Source organism: Bacillus sp. CH_70, assembly GCF_038007045.1.
GTDB lineage: Bacteria > Bacillota > Bacilli > Bacillales > Bacillaceae_G > Bacillus_A > Bacillus_A cereus.
In genome coordinates this window covers 4608322-4623554 of the sequence record NZ_JBBOWL010000001.1, presented here as the reverse complement: position 1 = coordinate 4623554, position 15233 = coordinate 4608322, and the positions used below count along the sequence as shown (strand labels likewise).

Here is a 15233-nt window from a genome sequence, read left to right as displayed (position 1 = left end):
TATCTCTATACTCAATGCTGTTACTTAAAGAGGACAGAAGCACATGCAGATCGTGAGCGTTACATCGTTCTTCGAAAACTAGGTGTCACGAAAAAAGAAATGAAAAAAGCAATCGCAAAACAAATGAGATTTATCTTCTTCATTCCTTTAGTAGTTGGTATATTACACACTTTATTTGCGCTAAAAGGATTAGGGACAGTGATTCCTTATGAAATTGCAGTTCCGTTACTAATTAGCATCGGTGTGTATAGTGTTATTTATATTGGTTATTATTACTTAACAGTTCGTTCTTATTTCAGGATTGTTAGTAAATGAAAATAGGGTATACAGTTTTTGAAAAAGCGAAAGAGAGCATAGTGAAAATTATGTTCTCTTTCGCTTTTTTTAGTTAAAATGAGGTGTAAATGAAGATGGTATTTAAATGGAGTGTTACATTTGGAAATTCTTATCATAGCAGGATGTTTATTAATTGGTATCACTTTAATCAGTTTCAGTATTTATCGATTTGTAAAAGAATTAAAAGAAAAAAATTCAAAGAGAGAGAAATGGAAAGTAGTAGCTGGAAATTTGATAGAGTTATTTAGTGATCCATTGCACGGAGCGCCATTCTATTTTTTAACTGGGGGTCTCTTTTTGGTAATCGGACTGTTATTTCTTTCTATGGGAATGGGCTGGCTTGAAATTGATTAAGGCGTATTAACAAAGATATTTCATAGTTGTATTGCGAAGAGGAGAGAGCAAATGCCGGTTATAAGAGATATACAATTGAGTTTTCTAAAAGTAAAAGAGCATACCAGAAACATAGAGGCATTACAGTTAACATCTACAAGCAACTACGATGAAGACATCTCTTTTGGTAAAGAGACGAGCAGTATTACTTCTTTATATTGTCGACATATGCCAAAGTTAAGAATGGATTATGAGAAAGGGATTTTGATTCATTGTGTGGATGATATTTCATTACTCGATGAGTGGGAGAAGAAATATAGAATTTTCCCTGAATATATGAATGTTTTTGTGGAGTATGAGAGTGTGAAGGATTTTCCATATTTATCAGATAGAGAGAAAAAAGAATTAGCCCTTCAAATCGTTCATGTTGAAATGAAGCGTTTAGCTGTGAAATATGATTGGGATATAGAAGAGTTAGAAAAAGTGAAGAATAAGATACTAGAATTGAATTATAGAAACGAGTTCGTATATATAAAAAAGAGTAGTCCGAATAAAAAATACGTATGTAGTATAACATGTCAGCATGAAGTGGCTTGGAAGTTAAACCATAAAGTGATGTTGATAAATAATAAAGGGAAAACTGTATGGGTGTTAACCTTTTTAGAGAAAGATATCCCAGCTAATTTAGTTTGGAAGATTGAAAGAATAGATTGGAAATAGATGAGAATTGGAGTGAATATGATGGAGACACAAATCGTTATTGGAGTACCTGGTTTATGGAAAGATAGAACAGAATTAATACAAGAAGTTGTGAGTAAAAGTAACTATATATTAGCGGGAAATGTTATGCACCATAAGGAGAAAGAGATTGGCTTTGAAATTGATATATATGAACAAGACTCTTCTTTGAGAGAGGCTTTCTTCTATGCAGGTGGTGAGCGTTTTGATGAAGAATTGCTTCAGGAGTTGGAGAAGCATACTTATACAGTGTATGTTATTGCAAAAGTTGACGATACAGAGAGATTACAAGAAGTAATTGATGTAGGAATGGAACTTTTAAATGCAGGTGGACTTGCTTTAAAAGTTGAAACAGCAGGTGTGGCTTATTCGAAAGAAGAATGGCAAGAGCTTGCAGAGAATAAGGAAATATTCCCGATGTATTCGCACCTTGTAACTTTAGTTGGAGATGAAGAGGACGGTTACTATTCATGTGGAATGCAAGCATTTAATCTACCAGATGTTGTTTTAGACGGAGGGATAAATCCGGAAGTAGCTGTAGATTTATTAAATGATTTTAACCTACATAATATATTGGAAAAACCTAATTTGAAAGATGGAGATACAATTAGTTTCACAGAAGATGCTCCAGTGTATCTTTTATCTCATTATATAGATAATCGTTATGAACAAGAGGATCCATTTTATAACCCGTGTGGGGTATGGAAGTTAGAGAGTGCTTCGGCAAAGAAATCTATCTTTCAAAAATTGGGGAGTGTGCTAAAACGATGGAAAAATACATAAAAGAACAGAGGAGTATATGTGATAAATATAAAGCGGAGTATGTAGAATCTCCGAATGACTTGAAATTAGGAATAGCGCAAAATGTGAAAGATGGTATCGCTCCGATTAATGGGTTACGAATGCCTATAGAAAATGGAACGACAGGTTGGTACATTTGGGCTGGTGAAGAAATGGGGACAGAAGAAGATTTCTTTCTTCCTTTACACGTTCAACATATTGATGAATGGGCACCTGAAATAAAGAAGTATTTAGGGTTACCACCTGGTTGGAGATTTTTAATTGCTGGAGATTACGAGGACGTGTGGTATGATCCGAATTTGTTTGATGAAGATTTAGAAGAGGATGCAGATGAATGGGAAGAAAATATGCTACAAGAGTATGGATGGTACATGCATAGCATATTAGCAGAAGATATTGATGGCATCCATGCTAATTATCATACGCATGGTCTAAGAGATAACTTTAATCATCAAGATTTACAAATAGCATTAAATATGGATCCTGAAGTCGCGCATAGTGTTTTTTGTACCATAATAGAAGAAATAAAGAGCGGAAAAAAGTTTGAACAAGGGATTGAGTATACGAATATTATTGAAGGATATCCCATTATTATGAAGTCTTTCGTAGAGATGGATCGAGAAGTTTTGAGGGTTTTATTACCTGATGAAAGAGGGATCCTTCCTACGAGGCCAGAGTGTGATGAATGTTATAAGACTCAATTGGATGATATTGAGGAGAGTTGATAAAAAAGAGCTTGAAACTATTCAAGCTCTTTTTTTATCACTATTTATGTCCTAAAATATGCTCAATCTCATGCAAACTTAATTTACTTGCCTTAGCAATCGTTTCAAGTGGTATACCAAGATCATACATATTTTTAATCATTTGAATTTTCCCCTGTTGAACTCCTTCTTTTCGACCTTGTTCAATGCCTTGTTCAATGCCTTGTTCAATGCCTTTTTCAAGCCCTTTTTTAATTCCTTGTTCCATTCCTCTTTTTATTCCTTCTGTCTCTGCATGGGCGAATTTTGCTGCTTCATCCATTAAAACTTTCTCCCTTGCGTCATAGGCTTGCCGGAAAGAAGAATCTTGACTCATACGTTCCCATTTATTTATCGCTTTTTGTAAAATAGGATCTTCGTTCATAGCAATATCCTCCAATAGTTTAGTTAAGTGCTCATCCTCATTTGCTGAAAGCAATAAAAGCCAACGAACAAATGGATCTTTCCACGGATTTACTTTTTCTTCATGCCATTGTTCAGTTAACTTTGGAATTTCTATAATGTGGATTTCTATGTCTTCACTCAGGAGTTTTTGTTGTTGTGTATTCCATAATATGCTCGTTGTATGGAAGGCTGGGTGTTCCGAAAACATTACGAAGTTTAGTAAGTTTATGGTGATGGTTTTGTGAAGTGCACTGTAGGGCATCCCTTTTTGTAGTTGAGATGTGTATAGTCTTCCCCAATAATATAAACTGCGTTTAACCATATCGTGATTATTATTGAGTTGTATTTCTACATTAACTTTTGTTCCTGTGTCTAATGTCGCTGAAATGTCTAAAATAGATAACTTATCTTCTTCATATTCCCTGTGTAAATGTGGATCTTCTAGTTGTAGAGAAGCAATGGGCGACTCTAAAGACTCTTGTAACATAGCATTTAAAAATGCAATTAGAATATCTTCGCTACCATTCGTACCAAACAATTGTTTAAATGCAAAATCAATGCGTAAATTAACTAACTGTTGGTTGAACAAAGTTTGTCCTCTCCCTTATATGAAGGTGCTTCTTTCCTTCATTGTACATAAAAAGAACTAGAGTATGCAAACAAGCCATTCTTCTATTTTTTAGTAGTGTTATTAGAATGTCACAGTTAAGTATGGTTATGTTATACTCTAGTGAAATTAAAAAAATATTTTTGTTTATATCGAGGTGAAGATGCTACATATGCAAAAAGATATTTTAAAACTATTAGATAAAAAGCAAAGTAACTATGAATTTCCTGCATTTGATAATGAATATATGGATATTTCGCAAGTGAAATTCTCTCTTTTCTTTAACGATACTAAGGATTGGTTAATGGTGTTTCAACTTGTTGGTGTAGGTTCATTAGGTGTATGTAATGATATTCAAGTATATGGAGATAGAATTACTCATTCAATGGGTGATGATTGCATTTTACAATTAAATGATGGCAATTATGAGTTGTTTGATGATGAAGGTGAATTTATGCCGAATATTTATAACGGCAGTCTAAAAATTCGTGAGCATCATTTTGAATATGAATTTACAGAAGAGGATTATATAAATAATGGAATAGAAGTACAAACGACAGAGCATTATCCAACATACTTTATGCGTATGCTTGCTACTAATGAAGAAGTTAGAACATTATTATGGTGGAGTAAAGAAGAGATTTTAGAAGAGTTCGGTTTAGAAGGTAATTGGGAACTAGCGTATGAAACGGAAGAATGGAAACATGTTGAAGACGAAAAAGTAAGTGAAAATGAATTCTTCCAATCAGTAGCCGCTGCAATAGAGAAGAAAGATCCACGTATTATTGTGAAGAAGGATTCTAACACGCATTGGAGAAATTGGGTAGCGTTTGATTGTGACTGAAAAGGATAGGAGAAAGAATAATAAATGAAAAGAAGAAGAAAATCCGGAGAAAAAGTACAAATGCATCGTTGTGCACTACCTCTATGCTACGGAAGTGAAGCACCATATTATTATTACGAGGTAGCGCCCCATGAAAGAGAGGAACGCTTCCATTTAACATCAGAACTTTGCGTAATGGACGATGAGCATTACTTTATTAGAGGTTGTTTAGAGATTCCTATCATTGACTACCACGAAAACTTCATATGGACTGTTTGGGTATCACTTAGTAAAGAAAGTTATGATGAAGTATTAGAAAAGTGGGATGAGAGAGGCCGAGAAAATAGTGATCCTTATTTTGGGTGGTTATCTGTAGAAATACCAGTTTATCCAGAAACATTAAATTTAAAAACAAATGTACATATAAGAGAAGTTGGAATGGCACCGTATGTTGAATTAGAGCCAACCGAGCATCCTTTAGCAATCGAACAAAGAAATGGAATTACTTTAGAGAGAGTTAAAGAAATACAAGAAATAATTCAACGACATAGCTAGATTAGAAGAGAAAAAACGAGTGCTAGCACTCGTTTTTTTCTTTACACAACCGCAGGATTATAAATCATCGTAAAGTGTCCTGGTAATAATTCAATGTGACAAGGTGTATGAAGCGAACTTTCTCCATCTGTATCTACTTCTTTTTCTTCTTTCGTTTCAATATGAATGGATTTTGCTTTTACGTGGAAGATGTCATTTTCATTTGAATCCTCGAATAGTTTCTTTCCGATGTAATCTTTAAATGCTTGAATACCTGTTGATTTGACTACGAAAATATCAAGTGTTCCGTCATCACATTTTACGTTCGGAATAAAGGATGGAATACCACCAAGATATTCACCATTTCCAACCATGACAAGGACAGCTTCGTCTTCATATACTTGTCCGTCATAAGTAATTTTTACTGGGAATGTTTCAGCATTTTTTACAGTTCGAATTGTGCTTAAATAGTAACCGATTTTACCAAGCTTTGCTTTTTCTTCTGCATCGATATTGTTTGATACTTCAGATACGAGACCAATCCCCCAGAAGTTTAAGAAATGTTGTCCATTTGCTTTTGCAACGTCAACTGGTTTTATATGTTCTTTTGTAATAAGTTTTGCCGCTTCTGCAATGTTTTGCGGAACACCAAGTGTGCGAGAGAAGTCGTTGCAAGTTCCACCTGGAATAATTGCAAGTGTAGGTCTAGTTTCGAGAGGTGCTAAGCCATTTGTGCATTCAAATACTGTTCCATCCCCACCAAAGACGATAATTAAATCTACTTTACTAGCAAACTCTTGGCAATATTTTGTTGCATCACCTTGTTTTTTCGTATGAAGGATATGTAGATCAGGAAAAGCTGCGGCAAGAGGTGGTACGATTTTTGTTAAATTTGTATGTAAGTCACCTTGACCAGCTTTCGGATTTACGATGAGGAGTACTTTTTCAAATTTTGTCTTTGTCATTTTTATTCTCTCCCTTTGTCTTTTACGAATCGTGATAGAAAATAAACTTCCATCAGTAATTGATGGAAGCTTATTTTATTATATTACTCCGTTACAACTGAAGCGATAAATGGTAAGTTACGATATTTCTCAGCACAGTCGATACCGTAGCCAACGATAAATTCGTCTGGAATTTGGAAGCCAACATATTCAGCTTTTAAGTCCACTTTACGGCGTTCTGGTTTATCAAGTAATGTACAGAACTTGAGTGCCTTTGGTTTATGCATAAAGAAGTGGTCTTTTAAGAAATGAAGTGTTAAACCAGAATCGATAATATCTTCTACAACAATTACGTTTTTTCCAGTAATGTTTACGTCGATATCTTTTAGTAGTTTCACTTTTCCTGTCGTTTCTGTTTGATTTCCATAACTAGATGCAGAAATGAAGTCAATTGTTACATCGTTTTTAATGTGACGAATTAAATCAGCAGCAAATACGAATGAACCTTTTAATACGGCGATAACTACGATTTCTTCTCCTTCAAAGTCACGTTCGATTTGAAGTGCTAATTCTTTCACTTTTGCTTGTAATTGTTCTTCAGAAATTAAAGTGTCTTTTATTTCAATATTCATTGTAATCCTCCTACAGTGTAAAACTTGCGAACATTTCGACTGTAAAGGATAGAATAGAAAAAGTCAAAGAAGATAGTAATTTTTTACAAAGACAACGACAAAATCATCTGATGATATGATATACTAAGTATATTAAGAAAACGCTTCCATAAAGGGTGAATATGATGAAGAAGAAACAGTACACAAGTGTAACATTTATAAAAGCATTACTTTTAACAATTGTTCTTGGCCTGTTGGCTTACGTAATTGATGTACCTGCGATTCGTATTTCATTAATTGGAATGACTTTAGTGTTAGGAGCAATTTCGCACGGTATGATGTCGCAGCTAAAAGAAGCTGGACTTGATGATATGAGAGATCATATAGATAACAAGTAAGAAACCTTCATTATATAGAGTGAAGGTTTTTTTGTTTCTTACAAAAATGTAAGGTAGTTGTAAGGCAAATCGATAGTTGCATAATAGCATTTTGGATAAACTATGGGTGTAAGGTAAAAGGCAAGCATATTTTAGGTAAATTAAGTTTTAGGCACTCTATATGTGAAAAAGGAGTAGGAGGGCATGGAGAAACGTTGGACGACCTTTTCTTTTTTAGCGACTAGTAACACCGTAATGCTAGATGGAAAAATGGATTTTTTGCACTTGTTTGATCGTGAAGATGATCATTCTTCTTCTAAATTTACAATGAAATGGAATAAATGGAGCGAAAGTTGTAGGTTTGAAGAAGAGGCCCCTAACGAAGAGCAAAAGATTATTTTAACAAACCCTATTAAAGCGTGGGTTGTTCAACGTCGTAAGTGTAACGTCAAAAATCACTTCAAGAAAACTGAGCCGAGACAATTAGTTATCGCTCCGGCCCGTTCTACTTCCAAATCACGCGAAAGTAACATGTAAATATTGAGACACACACCCGAAAAAACATCGTACATATTACGATGTTTTTTTCTTTTTCTACAATGAAATCTTTAAATGAAATATATTTCATCTGCATCTTATATTTATATCTCTTGCTTATTCTAGTAATACATCCGGTGCGAGTTGATGTGAATAAAATATAAGGAGAGAATGAAGATGAAAAAGAGACTATTACCAATTTGTGCAATGGCACTTTTAACAGTAGGATATTCTTCAGTAGCGAGTGCGGATACTGGAACAGTAACAAAGGAAGAAGAAGCGCAAGTGCAACAAGATAAAGCTAAAAAAGAAGAAGCAATTAAGGAACAGCAAAAAAATGAAGTAGAGAAAAAACAAGCGGCCCAAGTACAAGAAAAAAATGATATGGCTAAAAAAGAGGAAGCAATAAAAGCTGAGAAAAAGAGTGAAGAAGAGAAAAAGAGAATAGCGCAAGAACAGCTAAAAAATGATATGGCAAAAAAAGAAGCAGCGATAAAAGTCGAGCAAAAGAATGAAGTAGCTAAAAAAGAAGTAGTAAAGCCAGTTGTACAAGGTGAAAAATTACCAAATACAGCATCAAATAATGTAGCAATGATGGGATTAAGTGCATGTCTTGTAGCGATAGGTACATTATTTGGTTTGAATCGTCGCAATAAGATTAAAGTGTAAATAAAATATTTTCCTATAAAGAATGGAATAATTTCATATATTAAAAATGGTAGGTTACTCCTACCATTTTTTGCATGGAGGGATGAAGAATGAAGTTACTCAATTATATCGGTATCATATTGATGGCTATTGGGCTATTCATGGGATCCTATTACGCTGTGGAATGGTATAAAGGAAAAAGCTCTGCTCAAGAATTAACGAAAGAAGAAATAAAGAGCCTTAAAAATATACAAGATACTCAACTTTCTCATGAAACACCTGTAACTTCTCAAGTGCCTTCTTCTCAAAAAGAACATAAAGAAGGTGAAAAGGTAGCGATGTTAAACATACCGAAAATAAAGAAGAAGTTTTCTATATATTGGGGAGCGGATGATACGACTTTGAAAAAAGGAGTTGGTATGTTTGTTAGTGATTTAACGACAACCCCATCTGGAGGAGGACATACTGTACTGAGTGGACACCGAGATACTGTATTTACAGATTTAGGAGAGTTGAAAGAAAAGGATACTCTTGTTTTAGAGTATGATAATAAAACGTACACATATGAAATTCAAAAGACATGGATTACTCATGCGGATGATCGTACTGTTATTATAAAAAAAGAAGAACCGATATTAACACTGACAACTTGTTACCCATTTGATTATATAGGGGATGCACCAGATAGATATATTATCGAGGCGACGTTAACTGGCAGTTATTCAAAGTGAAATTATAGTTTCTGAAAACGGGAGGGGGATATATCAGTTATGTCAAAAAACATTTTAATTGTTGAAGATGAAGACATATTACGTGAAATATTAAAAGATTATTTTTTAAGTGAGCAATATGTAGTGTTTGAAGCGAGGGACGGGAAAGAGGCTTTAGTTGTATTTGAAGAAGAAGAGGTTGATTTAGTTATTTTAGATATTATGTTGCCAGAACTCGATGGATGGTCTGTTTGCCGAAGAATTCGAAAGACGTCCGAGGTGCCTATTATTATGCTGACGGCGCGCGTAGATGAAGACGATACGTTACTTGGTTTTGAACTTGGGGCAAATGATTATGTGACGAAGCCGTATAGTCCGCCAATTTTATTAGCAAGAGCGAAAAGGCTGTTAGAAAGCAGAAAAGTGACAAAGCAACTTTTAGAGAATGAAGATGATACATTATCAATCCATGATATTCACGTTCATTTTCCGTCACGCACTGTTACGGTAAATCGAACTGATATTAATTTAACGCATACAGAATTTGAAATATTAGCGTATTTCATGAAAAATCAAGGAATCGTTTTAACGCGAGAGCAACTCATTTCAAGAATTTGGGGATATGAATTTGCTGGCGATGATCGAACGGTGAATAGCCATATTCGTAATTTAAGAAATAAATTAGGAGAGAAAGCAAAGTATATTACAACTGTAGTACGAACTGGTTATAAATTTGAGGGGAATATATGAGAAAAGGGATTGTACTAAAATTATTTACTCTTACAACAGCATTATGCATGTTAATTTTAGCGACGATATTTATTGGACAAACGATATTTTTCAAACAATATTATGCGAATCGAAAAGTGGAAGATATTAAAGTGAATTTAAATTCCTTTGAGAAGAACTATTTAAATCATGCAGGAAATGCAGAAGAAATTCAGAAACTAGAGCAAGACTTTTTAAGAGAAAATAATACGTGGATTACGACATTAGATAAGAACGGGAATTTAAAACATGCAGATGATTTTTATTTTGAAGTAACGATAGATCGTAGGCAACAAAAGAGCTTTGGACAACAAATATTCAAAATTCCCTTAGGTAATCTCGTCAATATAGAGGAGATTGATAATAAATTATCAGAGCATTTTTTAGGGCAAGAAATTTATTTTTCTGGAGTGAGAAAAGAAGATAGTTTTATTCCATTCTCTTTTTCTTTATCTAAACAGAATTTAAGCGGATCTAATAAACCGCTAGAAAAAGCATTTAATGAGAAAATGAGAAAATTATATGAGGAGAAAAAGAAAGCAACCGGGGAACAAGTTGTTAAGGAGAAGAGGCCAGCCGTTCAGGAGCAAGCTGCCCAAGAACCAGATGTTTACATAGGAGGGCGTGTTACAAAAGTACAGTTTCCAGATGTAAAAGGCCCCGTAAATCCAATTTATAAAAATACTTTATTTTTGGATAGTATAAAAGAATTTCAAACGGATGTATTACTAAAAGAGAGTAATCAAATAGAGTATTCAACAAAGACAATGGACTATGGAAAGAATGATATAAAATATAAATTATTAATGAAACCAATAAAAGAAAAAGATGGATCAGTAACATATATTTATGCGATGGCTTCTTTACAGCCCGTAGATGAAGCTGTACAAATGGTGCAAGATTATTACATCTATATCATTGCATTTGTAGTCGTTCTTATTTTTTTAGCTTCGTTTTATTATTCAAAACAAATTGCAAAACCGTTATTAAAAATAAATGATACGACGAAGAAAATAGCACAATTAGATTTTACAGAAAAAATACCGATTACTTCAAAAGATGAAATTGGAGATTTATCGAAAAATATTAATGTGCTATCAAATAAACTCCATTCGCATATTGGGCAGTTAGAAGAAGATATTGAAAAGGAAAGAAAGTTAGAAAAGACGCGAAAAGAATTCATTTCTGGTGTTTCACATGAATTAAAAACACCGCTAAGTATTATGAAAAGCTGTATTTCTATTTTAAAAGACGGGGTAGCTGAGCATAAAAAGGATTATTATTTTCAGGCGATGGAGAGAGAAGTAGACAAGATGGATACGTTAATTTTGGATATGCTTGAGTTAGCTAAATTTGAATCTGGTACATATAAAATGAAAAAGGATTCGTTTTATATTGATACAGTAATTGAAGACATATGTGAACATCTATCTGTGGAAATAGAGAAAAAAGAGCTTCGTGTTCATAAAAATATATGTTCATTTGAAGTGATTGCAAATCAAGGCCGGATTGAACAAGTCATCGTGAATTTCATTACGAATGCCATACGTTATACACCAAATAAAGAAGATATTATTATTTCTACAATAGATGAGAAGGATCATATAAAAGTGTGCATTGAAAATAAAGGTACTCACATTGAAGAAGAACAATTAGATAAAATTTGGGATCGTTTTTATCGAGTGGATACAGCTCGTCAGCGTTCACAAGGTGGGACGGGGCTTGGGCTTGCCATTTCAAAGAATATTTTAGAACTACATGATACTGAATATGGGGCAGGAAATACAGAAGATGGTGTGTTATTTTATTTCTATTTACCGAAAACAGCGTAGAAAATATAATCTACGTTTTTTTAAATTATTTTCATATTATCTTTACCTAATCTTTATTTTTAATCAGTATAATTTGTTTAGAATATGAGGTTATGTAAGGAGTCGATGAACCGTGCATAGCAATTGGCTAAGTATAATGGTATTTATTTTCTTTTGCGCATTTATTGTATTTTTAATTAATATTACGATATGAAAAAAGAGCGCTCATTAAGCGCCCTTTTTTTGTGTATTCATTTGATAAGCACTGATGCTTTTGAATAAGCGTGGTGAAGTGATAAATAAAAATATAAGTAAAACGGTACATAGAATATAGGAACCAATCATTGTACTACCGTTAAATATTAAAGAATATAGGAAAGCCGATTGGCCTTTTGGTGCATATTGTCCCCAGAAAATGATACCAGCGATAAAGTGACAGAAGTAACGAGCTAGACTACCGATAAAAGTAGCGACGATAATGTATCCAATTACTTTCTTTCCTTGGTTTGGTTTTGATGAAGGTTTGTCTTTACGGCTACCTAAATTTGATTGTTCTTCGCTATTTTCATTTGACGCTAAAAGCGCCTTTTGAATTGGACGGTAGAATAAACCAGCAAATCCAATGAATGCGAAAGCAACAAAGTATTCAATTAATACTTGAATTGGTGTGACGATAATGGCATCGCCTACGACAATTTGTAATAATCCCCAAATTAAGCCTCCTAAGAAAGCCATTTTGAAGCCCCAGCGGTATGCGATAATAAAAATAGGAATCATAGCAAATGAAATGGAACCGCCTGTTGCTGATATTTTGATTGAAAGTGGTAAAATGTCGATGACCAAGGCGAAGGCTGCAAGAATAGCAGATTCGATCATCGCTTGTAAATTGGTGTTACGCATGTTGTATCCCCCTAAATCCAAGTTGTACAAAAAAGAATAGATATCATAGGAGGATACGAAATACGTAAATAAAAATGAGGTATGTATTTCGGACGTTTGCACAATCCCTGCGTTAGCATTAACTAACAGGTTCGAAGGGTCGGAACGAAGTGTTCCCTCTCAGCAGCATGGCTCCCCCAGTGATAACGAGATTCTTTATTTGCTATTGTTTATTGTAAGCGAAATGGATGAGAATGGCAAACAAATGCTGTATGACAATAATTGAAATAGAATTGTAGCGAAATGTTAATAAATATGAAGCAAAAGGGTATAGTACAAGAGAAATTGGGTGTGGTATAATTTTTTTGAAAATAATTATCATTCTCTTCTGAGGGGGAAGGTTATGAGCTTAGTAGATATTAAAATTGGAGAGAAAGTGTTAGTAAAAAGTATTCAGTCTTTAGATCAGCTATTAAAGCGTAGACTAGCTGCTTTCGGTCTTGCGGAAGGAAGCGAACTTCGCTTGAAACAGAAAGCGATGTTCAAAGGTCCTTGTACATTGGAGTGTCGTGGACAGTTAATTAGTATTCGTCATTGTGACGCGAAAATGATAAAGGTGGAATTAGCGTGAATAAGGTAGCTTTGCTAGGGAATCCGAATACAGGGAAGACATCATTATTTAATGCACTTACTGGTTCTTATGAATACGTAGGAAACTGGAGCGGTGTAACAGTAGAAAAAAAGGTTGGTAAATTAAAAGATAGACAAGGAACATTAATTGATTTACCAGGTGTGTATGATTTAAATCCAGTTTCACGTGATGAAGGTGTTGTAACAAACTTTCTATTAACAGAAGAATTTAATCATATGTTAAATATCGTAGATTCTTCGCAATTTGAGAGAAATATGCATTTAACGTTGCAATTACTTGAATTTGGTAAGCCGGTCTCAATTGGTTTAAATATGGTTGATGTGGCGAAGCAAAGAGGAATTGTCATTGATGTAAAACGATTATCAGAACTATTAGGTGTAACAGTCGTTCCTGTCGTTGCAAGAAGTGGAAAAGGTTGTGAAGAACTACTTGCGACTCTTAAAGAAAATGACAAAAAGGAGAAAAAGCCATTCCTTATTTCATATGGTGTACAAATGGATGAAGGAATTGGAGAAGTAATTGCTCTTTTAGAGACAGCGAATTATGAGCATCCGAGATGGTTAGCACTTCAATTTTTAAGCAATAACGAAGTAGTAGAAAAAGAAATGAAAGCATTACCAATTTATAAGGAACTCATAGCCATTCGATCTCGCTTAGAAGGAAAACTTGATTGTACGTTAGAAGAGCACATTTACAAAACTCGTGAAGCGTATATTGAAAAGTTAAAAACAAATGTTATGAAGCATGAGAAAGAAGGAAAAATTCCTTTTTCAGAAAAAATTGATAGATTAATTACACATAAAATTTTAGGACTTCCAATCTTTTTAGCAGTTATGTTTTTTATTTTTCAGGTTACGTTTACGTGGATTGGTACACCTTTATCGGATATGTTAGATGAGTTTTTTGGTGGTCAGCTTACGGATTGGGTGACGGCTGGACTTACAAGTATTGGAGCTTCTGATTTTATTCAAGCACTCGTTACAGAAGGTATTATTGCCGGTGTTGGTGCTGTATTAGTATTCGTACCACAAATCTTTGCACTATTCTTTTTCATTTCATTATTAGAAGACTCAGGATATATGGCGCGAATTGCAGTTGTTATGGATAGAATTATGGAGTTCTTTGGCTTAAACGGTAAAGCTTTTATTCCGATGATTATCGGTTTTGGATGTAACGTTCCAGGTATTATGGCAGCGAGAACGATTGAACAGGAGAAAGAGCGCTTACTTACAATTTTAGTAACACCGTTTATGTCTTGTTCAGCACGATTACCTGTATATGCATTATTTGCGGGCGTATTCTTCCCTAATAGTCAGGCGACTGTCGTATTTTCTTTATATGTCGCAGGTATTGTTCTGGCATTACTCGTTACAAAAATTATGTCTCTTACGATTTTGAAAGCAGAAAAATCTATTTTCGTAATTGAATTACCGCCTTACCGTGTGCCACAAGCGAAAACGTTATGGCTGAGCACGTGGGAGAAAGGAAAGGGATTTGTTCGTAAAGCTGGTACATTCATCTTTGGTGGTTCGGTTGTTATTTGGTTATTAAACTATGCAGGTCCATCAGGATTTGGCGTTGATATGGGAGATAGCTACTTAGCGATGATTGGTGGATTTATCGCACCATTATTTGCACCGCTCGGCTTCGGAACGTGGCAAGCTGCGGCATCCCTTTTAACAGGATTTTTAGCGAAAGAAGTTGTCGTTTCTACAATGGCAATTATTTATGCGGTTAAAGAAGATGTGCTTGGAAATGTAATGGGAGCACATTATACAGCATTATCAGCTTATGCATTTATGTTCTTTATTTTATTATATGTTCCGTGTTTAGCGACCGTAGCTGTTATTAAACGTGAAACAGGATCAGCGAAATGGACGATTTTTTCAGTCGTTTATCCACTCGTAGTTGCTTATGTATTAACGCTCATTATATACCAAGTTGGATCCTTACTCGGATTCTAGAAGGAGATGTAT

Annotated in this window: 18 protein-coding genes, 1 pseudogene and 1 riboswitch; of the genes and pseudogenes, 15 read left to right on the top strand and 4 right to left on the bottom strand. The window is 34.4% G+C overall.

Annotated features, from left to right (window positions below; genetic code table 11):
• Nucleotides 1-21: 21 nt before the first annotated feature.
• The 5 genes and pseudogenes from N2V79_RS23695 to N2V79_RS23675 form a co-directional block, all read left to right on the top strand.
• Nucleotides 22-315: pseudogene (locus tag N2V79_RS23695) on the top strand (FtsX-like permease family protein); the annotation flags it as partial.
• Between the two features lie 120 nt (nt 316-435).
• Nucleotides 436-690, top strand: a complete 255-nt coding sequence (locus N2V79_RS23690) for a hypothetical protein (protein WP_000404317.1) — start codon at nt 436-438, stop codon at nt 688-690.
• Nucleotides 691-741: 51 nt separating this feature from the next.
• On the top strand, nt 742-1389 hold the full coding sequence (locus tag N2V79_RS23685; protein WP_340720260.1) for a hypothetical protein: 648 nt from the start codon (nt 742-744) through the stop codon (nt 1387-1389).
• A 21-nt stretch (nt 1390-1410) separates the two neighbouring features.
• Entirely contained in the window at nt 1411-2190 is a 780-nt protein-coding gene (locus tag N2V79_RS23680; protein WP_340720259.1) for a DUF4261 domain-containing protein, read from the top strand.
• Nucleotides 2175-2933, top strand: coding sequence for a DUF4262 domain-containing protein (locus tag N2V79_RS23675; protein WP_000417362.1), 759 nt, complete (start codon nt 2175-2177; stop codon nt 2931-2933). Before N2V79_RS23680 ends, N2V79_RS23675 begins: the two co-directional genes overlap by 16 nt.
• A gap of 40 nt (nt 2934-2973) precedes the next feature.
• Here N2V79_RS23675 and N2V79_RS23670 read toward each other — a convergent pair whose 3' ends face one another.
• The gene (locus N2V79_RS23670) at nt 2974-3945 is read right to left on the bottom strand and encodes an Rpn family recombination-promoting nuclease/putative transposase (protein ID WP_340720258.1); all 972 of its coding nucleotides are present in this window, start codon (nt 3943-3945) and stop codon (nt 2974-2976) included.
• A gap of 190 nt (nt 3946-4135) precedes the next feature.
• Between N2V79_RS23670 and N2V79_RS23665 the strand changes: the two genes are divergently transcribed.
• Nucleotides 4136-4807, top strand: a complete 672-nt coding sequence (locus tag N2V79_RS23665; protein WP_255914345.1) for a DUF7003 family protein — start codon at nt 4136-4138, stop codon at nt 4805-4807.
• A 24-nt stretch (nt 4808-4831) separates the two neighbouring features.
• Nucleotides 4832-5341, top strand: a complete 510-nt coding sequence (locus N2V79_RS23660) for a DUF2199 domain-containing protein (RefSeq protein ID WP_340720257.1) — start codon at nt 4832-4834, stop codon at nt 5339-5341.
• Between the two features lie 41 nt (nt 5342-5382).
• Here the strand turns inward: N2V79_RS23660 and N2V79_RS23655 are convergent, their stop codons facing one another.
• Both N2V79_RS23655 and hpt read right to left on the bottom strand, forming a co-directional pair.
• Entirely contained in the window at nt 5383-6285 is a 903-nt protein-coding gene (locus N2V79_RS23655; RefSeq protein WP_000167901.1) for a diacylglycerol/lipid kinase family protein, read from the bottom strand.
• 83 nt (nt 6286-6368) lie between these two features.
• Nucleotides 6369-6896, bottom strand: coding sequence for a hypoxanthine phosphoribosyltransferase (hpt, locus tag N2V79_RS23650; protein WP_001019294.1), 528 nt, complete (start codon nt 6894-6896; stop codon nt 6369-6371).
• Between the two features lie 161 nt (nt 6897-7057).
• On the opposite strand from hpt, the gene N2V79_RS23645 reads away from it, so the two are divergent.
• The 6 genes from N2V79_RS23645 to N2V79_RS23620 all read left to right on the top strand — a co-directional run bounded on the left by N2V79_RS23645 (nt 7058) and on the right by N2V79_RS23620 (nt 11747).
• Nucleotides 7058-7273, top strand: a complete 216-nt coding sequence (locus tag N2V79_RS23645) for a hypothetical protein (RefSeq protein ID WP_002041936.1) — start codon at nt 7058-7060, stop codon at nt 7271-7273.
• 183 nt (nt 7274-7456) lie between these two features.
• Nucleotides 7457-7789, top strand: coding sequence for a hypothetical protein (locus N2V79_RS23640; protein WP_000415613.1), 333 nt, complete (start codon nt 7457-7459; stop codon nt 7787-7789).
• Between the two features lie 177 nt (nt 7790-7966).
• Complete coding sequence (locus tag N2V79_RS23635) at nt 7967-8458, top strand: LPXTG cell wall anchor domain-containing protein (protein WP_069356357.1); 492 nt, start codon at nt 7967-7969, stop codon at nt 8456-8458.
• Between the two features lie 89 nt (nt 8459-8547).
• On the top strand, nt 8548-9168 hold the full coding sequence (locus N2V79_RS23630) for a class D sortase (protein ID WP_078401148.1): 621 nt from the start codon (nt 8548-8550) through the stop codon (nt 9166-9168).
• 39 nt (nt 9169-9207) lie between these two features.
• Nucleotides 9208-9897 carry a response regulator transcription factor gene (locus tag N2V79_RS23625; protein WP_000041862.1) on the top strand — a complete coding sequence of 230 codons (690 nt, stop codon included), beginning with the start codon at nt 9208-9210 and terminating at the stop codon, nt 9895-9897.
• On the top strand, nt 9894-11747 hold the full coding sequence (locus tag N2V79_RS23620; RefSeq protein ID WP_340720256.1) for a sensor histidine kinase: 1854 nt from the start codon (nt 9894-9896) through the stop codon (nt 11745-11747). The genes N2V79_RS23625 and N2V79_RS23620 overlap by 4 nt, the downstream gene beginning before the upstream one ends.
• A 207-nt stretch (nt 11748-11954) precedes the next feature.
• Here N2V79_RS23620 and N2V79_RS23615 read toward each other — a convergent pair whose 3' ends face one another.
• Nucleotides 11955-12626, bottom strand: a complete 672-nt coding sequence (locus N2V79_RS23615) for an energy-coupled thiamine transporter ThiT (RefSeq protein WP_001246567.1) — start codon at nt 12624-12626, stop codon at nt 11955-11957.
• Nucleotides 12627-12712: 86 nt separating this feature from the next.
• A riboswitch (TPP riboswitch) is annotated at nt 12713-12814 on the bottom strand.
• Nucleotides 12815-13008: 194 nt separating this feature from the next.
• Here N2V79_RS23615 and N2V79_RS23610 point away from each other — a divergent pair.
• Together N2V79_RS23610 and feoB are read left to right on the top strand one after the other, a co-directional pair.
• Nucleotides 13009-13236 (top strand): FeoA family protein, encoded by a 228-nt coding sequence (locus N2V79_RS23610; RefSeq protein WP_000060512.1) that lies wholly within the window; start codon nt 13009-13011, stop codon nt 13234-13236.
• Nucleotides 13233-15221 (top strand): ferrous iron transport protein B, encoded by a 1989-nt coding sequence (feoB, locus tag N2V79_RS23605; RefSeq protein WP_053563489.1) that lies wholly within the window; start codon nt 13233-13235, stop codon nt 15219-15221. The genes N2V79_RS23610 and feoB overlap by 4 nt, the downstream gene beginning before the upstream one ends.
• Nucleotides 15222-15233: the final 12 nt, after the last annotated feature.

Bases quoted from the DNA above. Each gene is read 5' to 3' on its own strand.
- N2V79_RS23685 (WP_340720260.1), top strand. From the start codon at position 742: ATGCCGGTTATAAGAGATATACAATTGAGTTTTCTAAAAGTAAAAGAG.
- N2V79_RS23680 (WP_340720259.1), top strand. From the start codon at position 1,411: ATGGAGACACAAATCGTTATTGGAGTACCTGGTTTATGGAAAGATAGA.
- N2V79_RS23675 (WP_000417362.1), top strand. From the start codon at position 2,175: ATGGAAAAATACATAAAAGAACAGAGGAGTATATGTGATAAATATAAA.
- N2V79_RS23665 (WP_255914345.1), top strand. From the start codon at position 4,136: ATGCAAAAAGATATTTTAAAACTATTAGATAAAAAGCAAAGTAACTAT.
- N2V79_RS23660 (WP_340720257.1), top strand. From the start codon at position 4,832: ATGAAAAGAAGAAGAAAATCCGGAGAAAAAGTACAAATGCATCGTTGT.
- N2V79_RS23655 (WP_000167901.1), bottom strand. From the start codon at position 6,285: ATGACAAAGACAAAATTTGAAAAAGTACTCCTCATCGTAAATCCGAAA.
- hpt (WP_001019294.1), bottom strand. From the start codon at position 6,896: ATGAATATTGAAATAAAAGACACTTTAATTTCTGAAGAACAATTACAA.
- N2V79_RS23645 (WP_002041936.1), top strand. From the start codon at position 7,058: ATGATGAAGAAGAAACAGTACACAAGTGTAACATTTATAAAAGCATTA.
- N2V79_RS23640 (WP_000415613.1), top strand. From the start codon at position 7,457: ATGGAGAAACGTTGGACGACCTTTTCTTTTTTAGCGACTAGTAACACC.
- N2V79_RS23635 (WP_069356357.1), top strand. From the start codon at position 7,967: ATGAAAAAGAGACTATTACCAATTTGTGCAATGGCACTTTTAACAGTA.
- N2V79_RS23630 (WP_078401148.1), top strand. From the start codon at position 8,548: ATGAAGTTACTCAATTATATCGGTATCATATTGATGGCTATTGGGCTA.
- N2V79_RS23625 (WP_000041862.1), top strand. From the start codon at position 9,208: ATGTCAAAAAACATTTTAATTGTTGAAGATGAAGACATATTACGTGAA.
- N2V79_RS23620 (WP_340720256.1), top strand. From the start codon at position 9,894: ATGAGAAAAGGGATTGTACTAAAATTATTTACTCTTACAACAGCATTA.
- N2V79_RS23615 (WP_001246567.1), bottom strand. From the start codon at position 12,626: ATGCGTAACACCAATTTACAAGCGATGATCGAATCTGCTATTCTTGCA.
- N2V79_RS23610 (WP_000060512.1), top strand. From the start codon at position 13,009: ATGAGCTTAGTAGATATTAAAATTGGAGAGAAAGTGTTAGTAAAAAGT.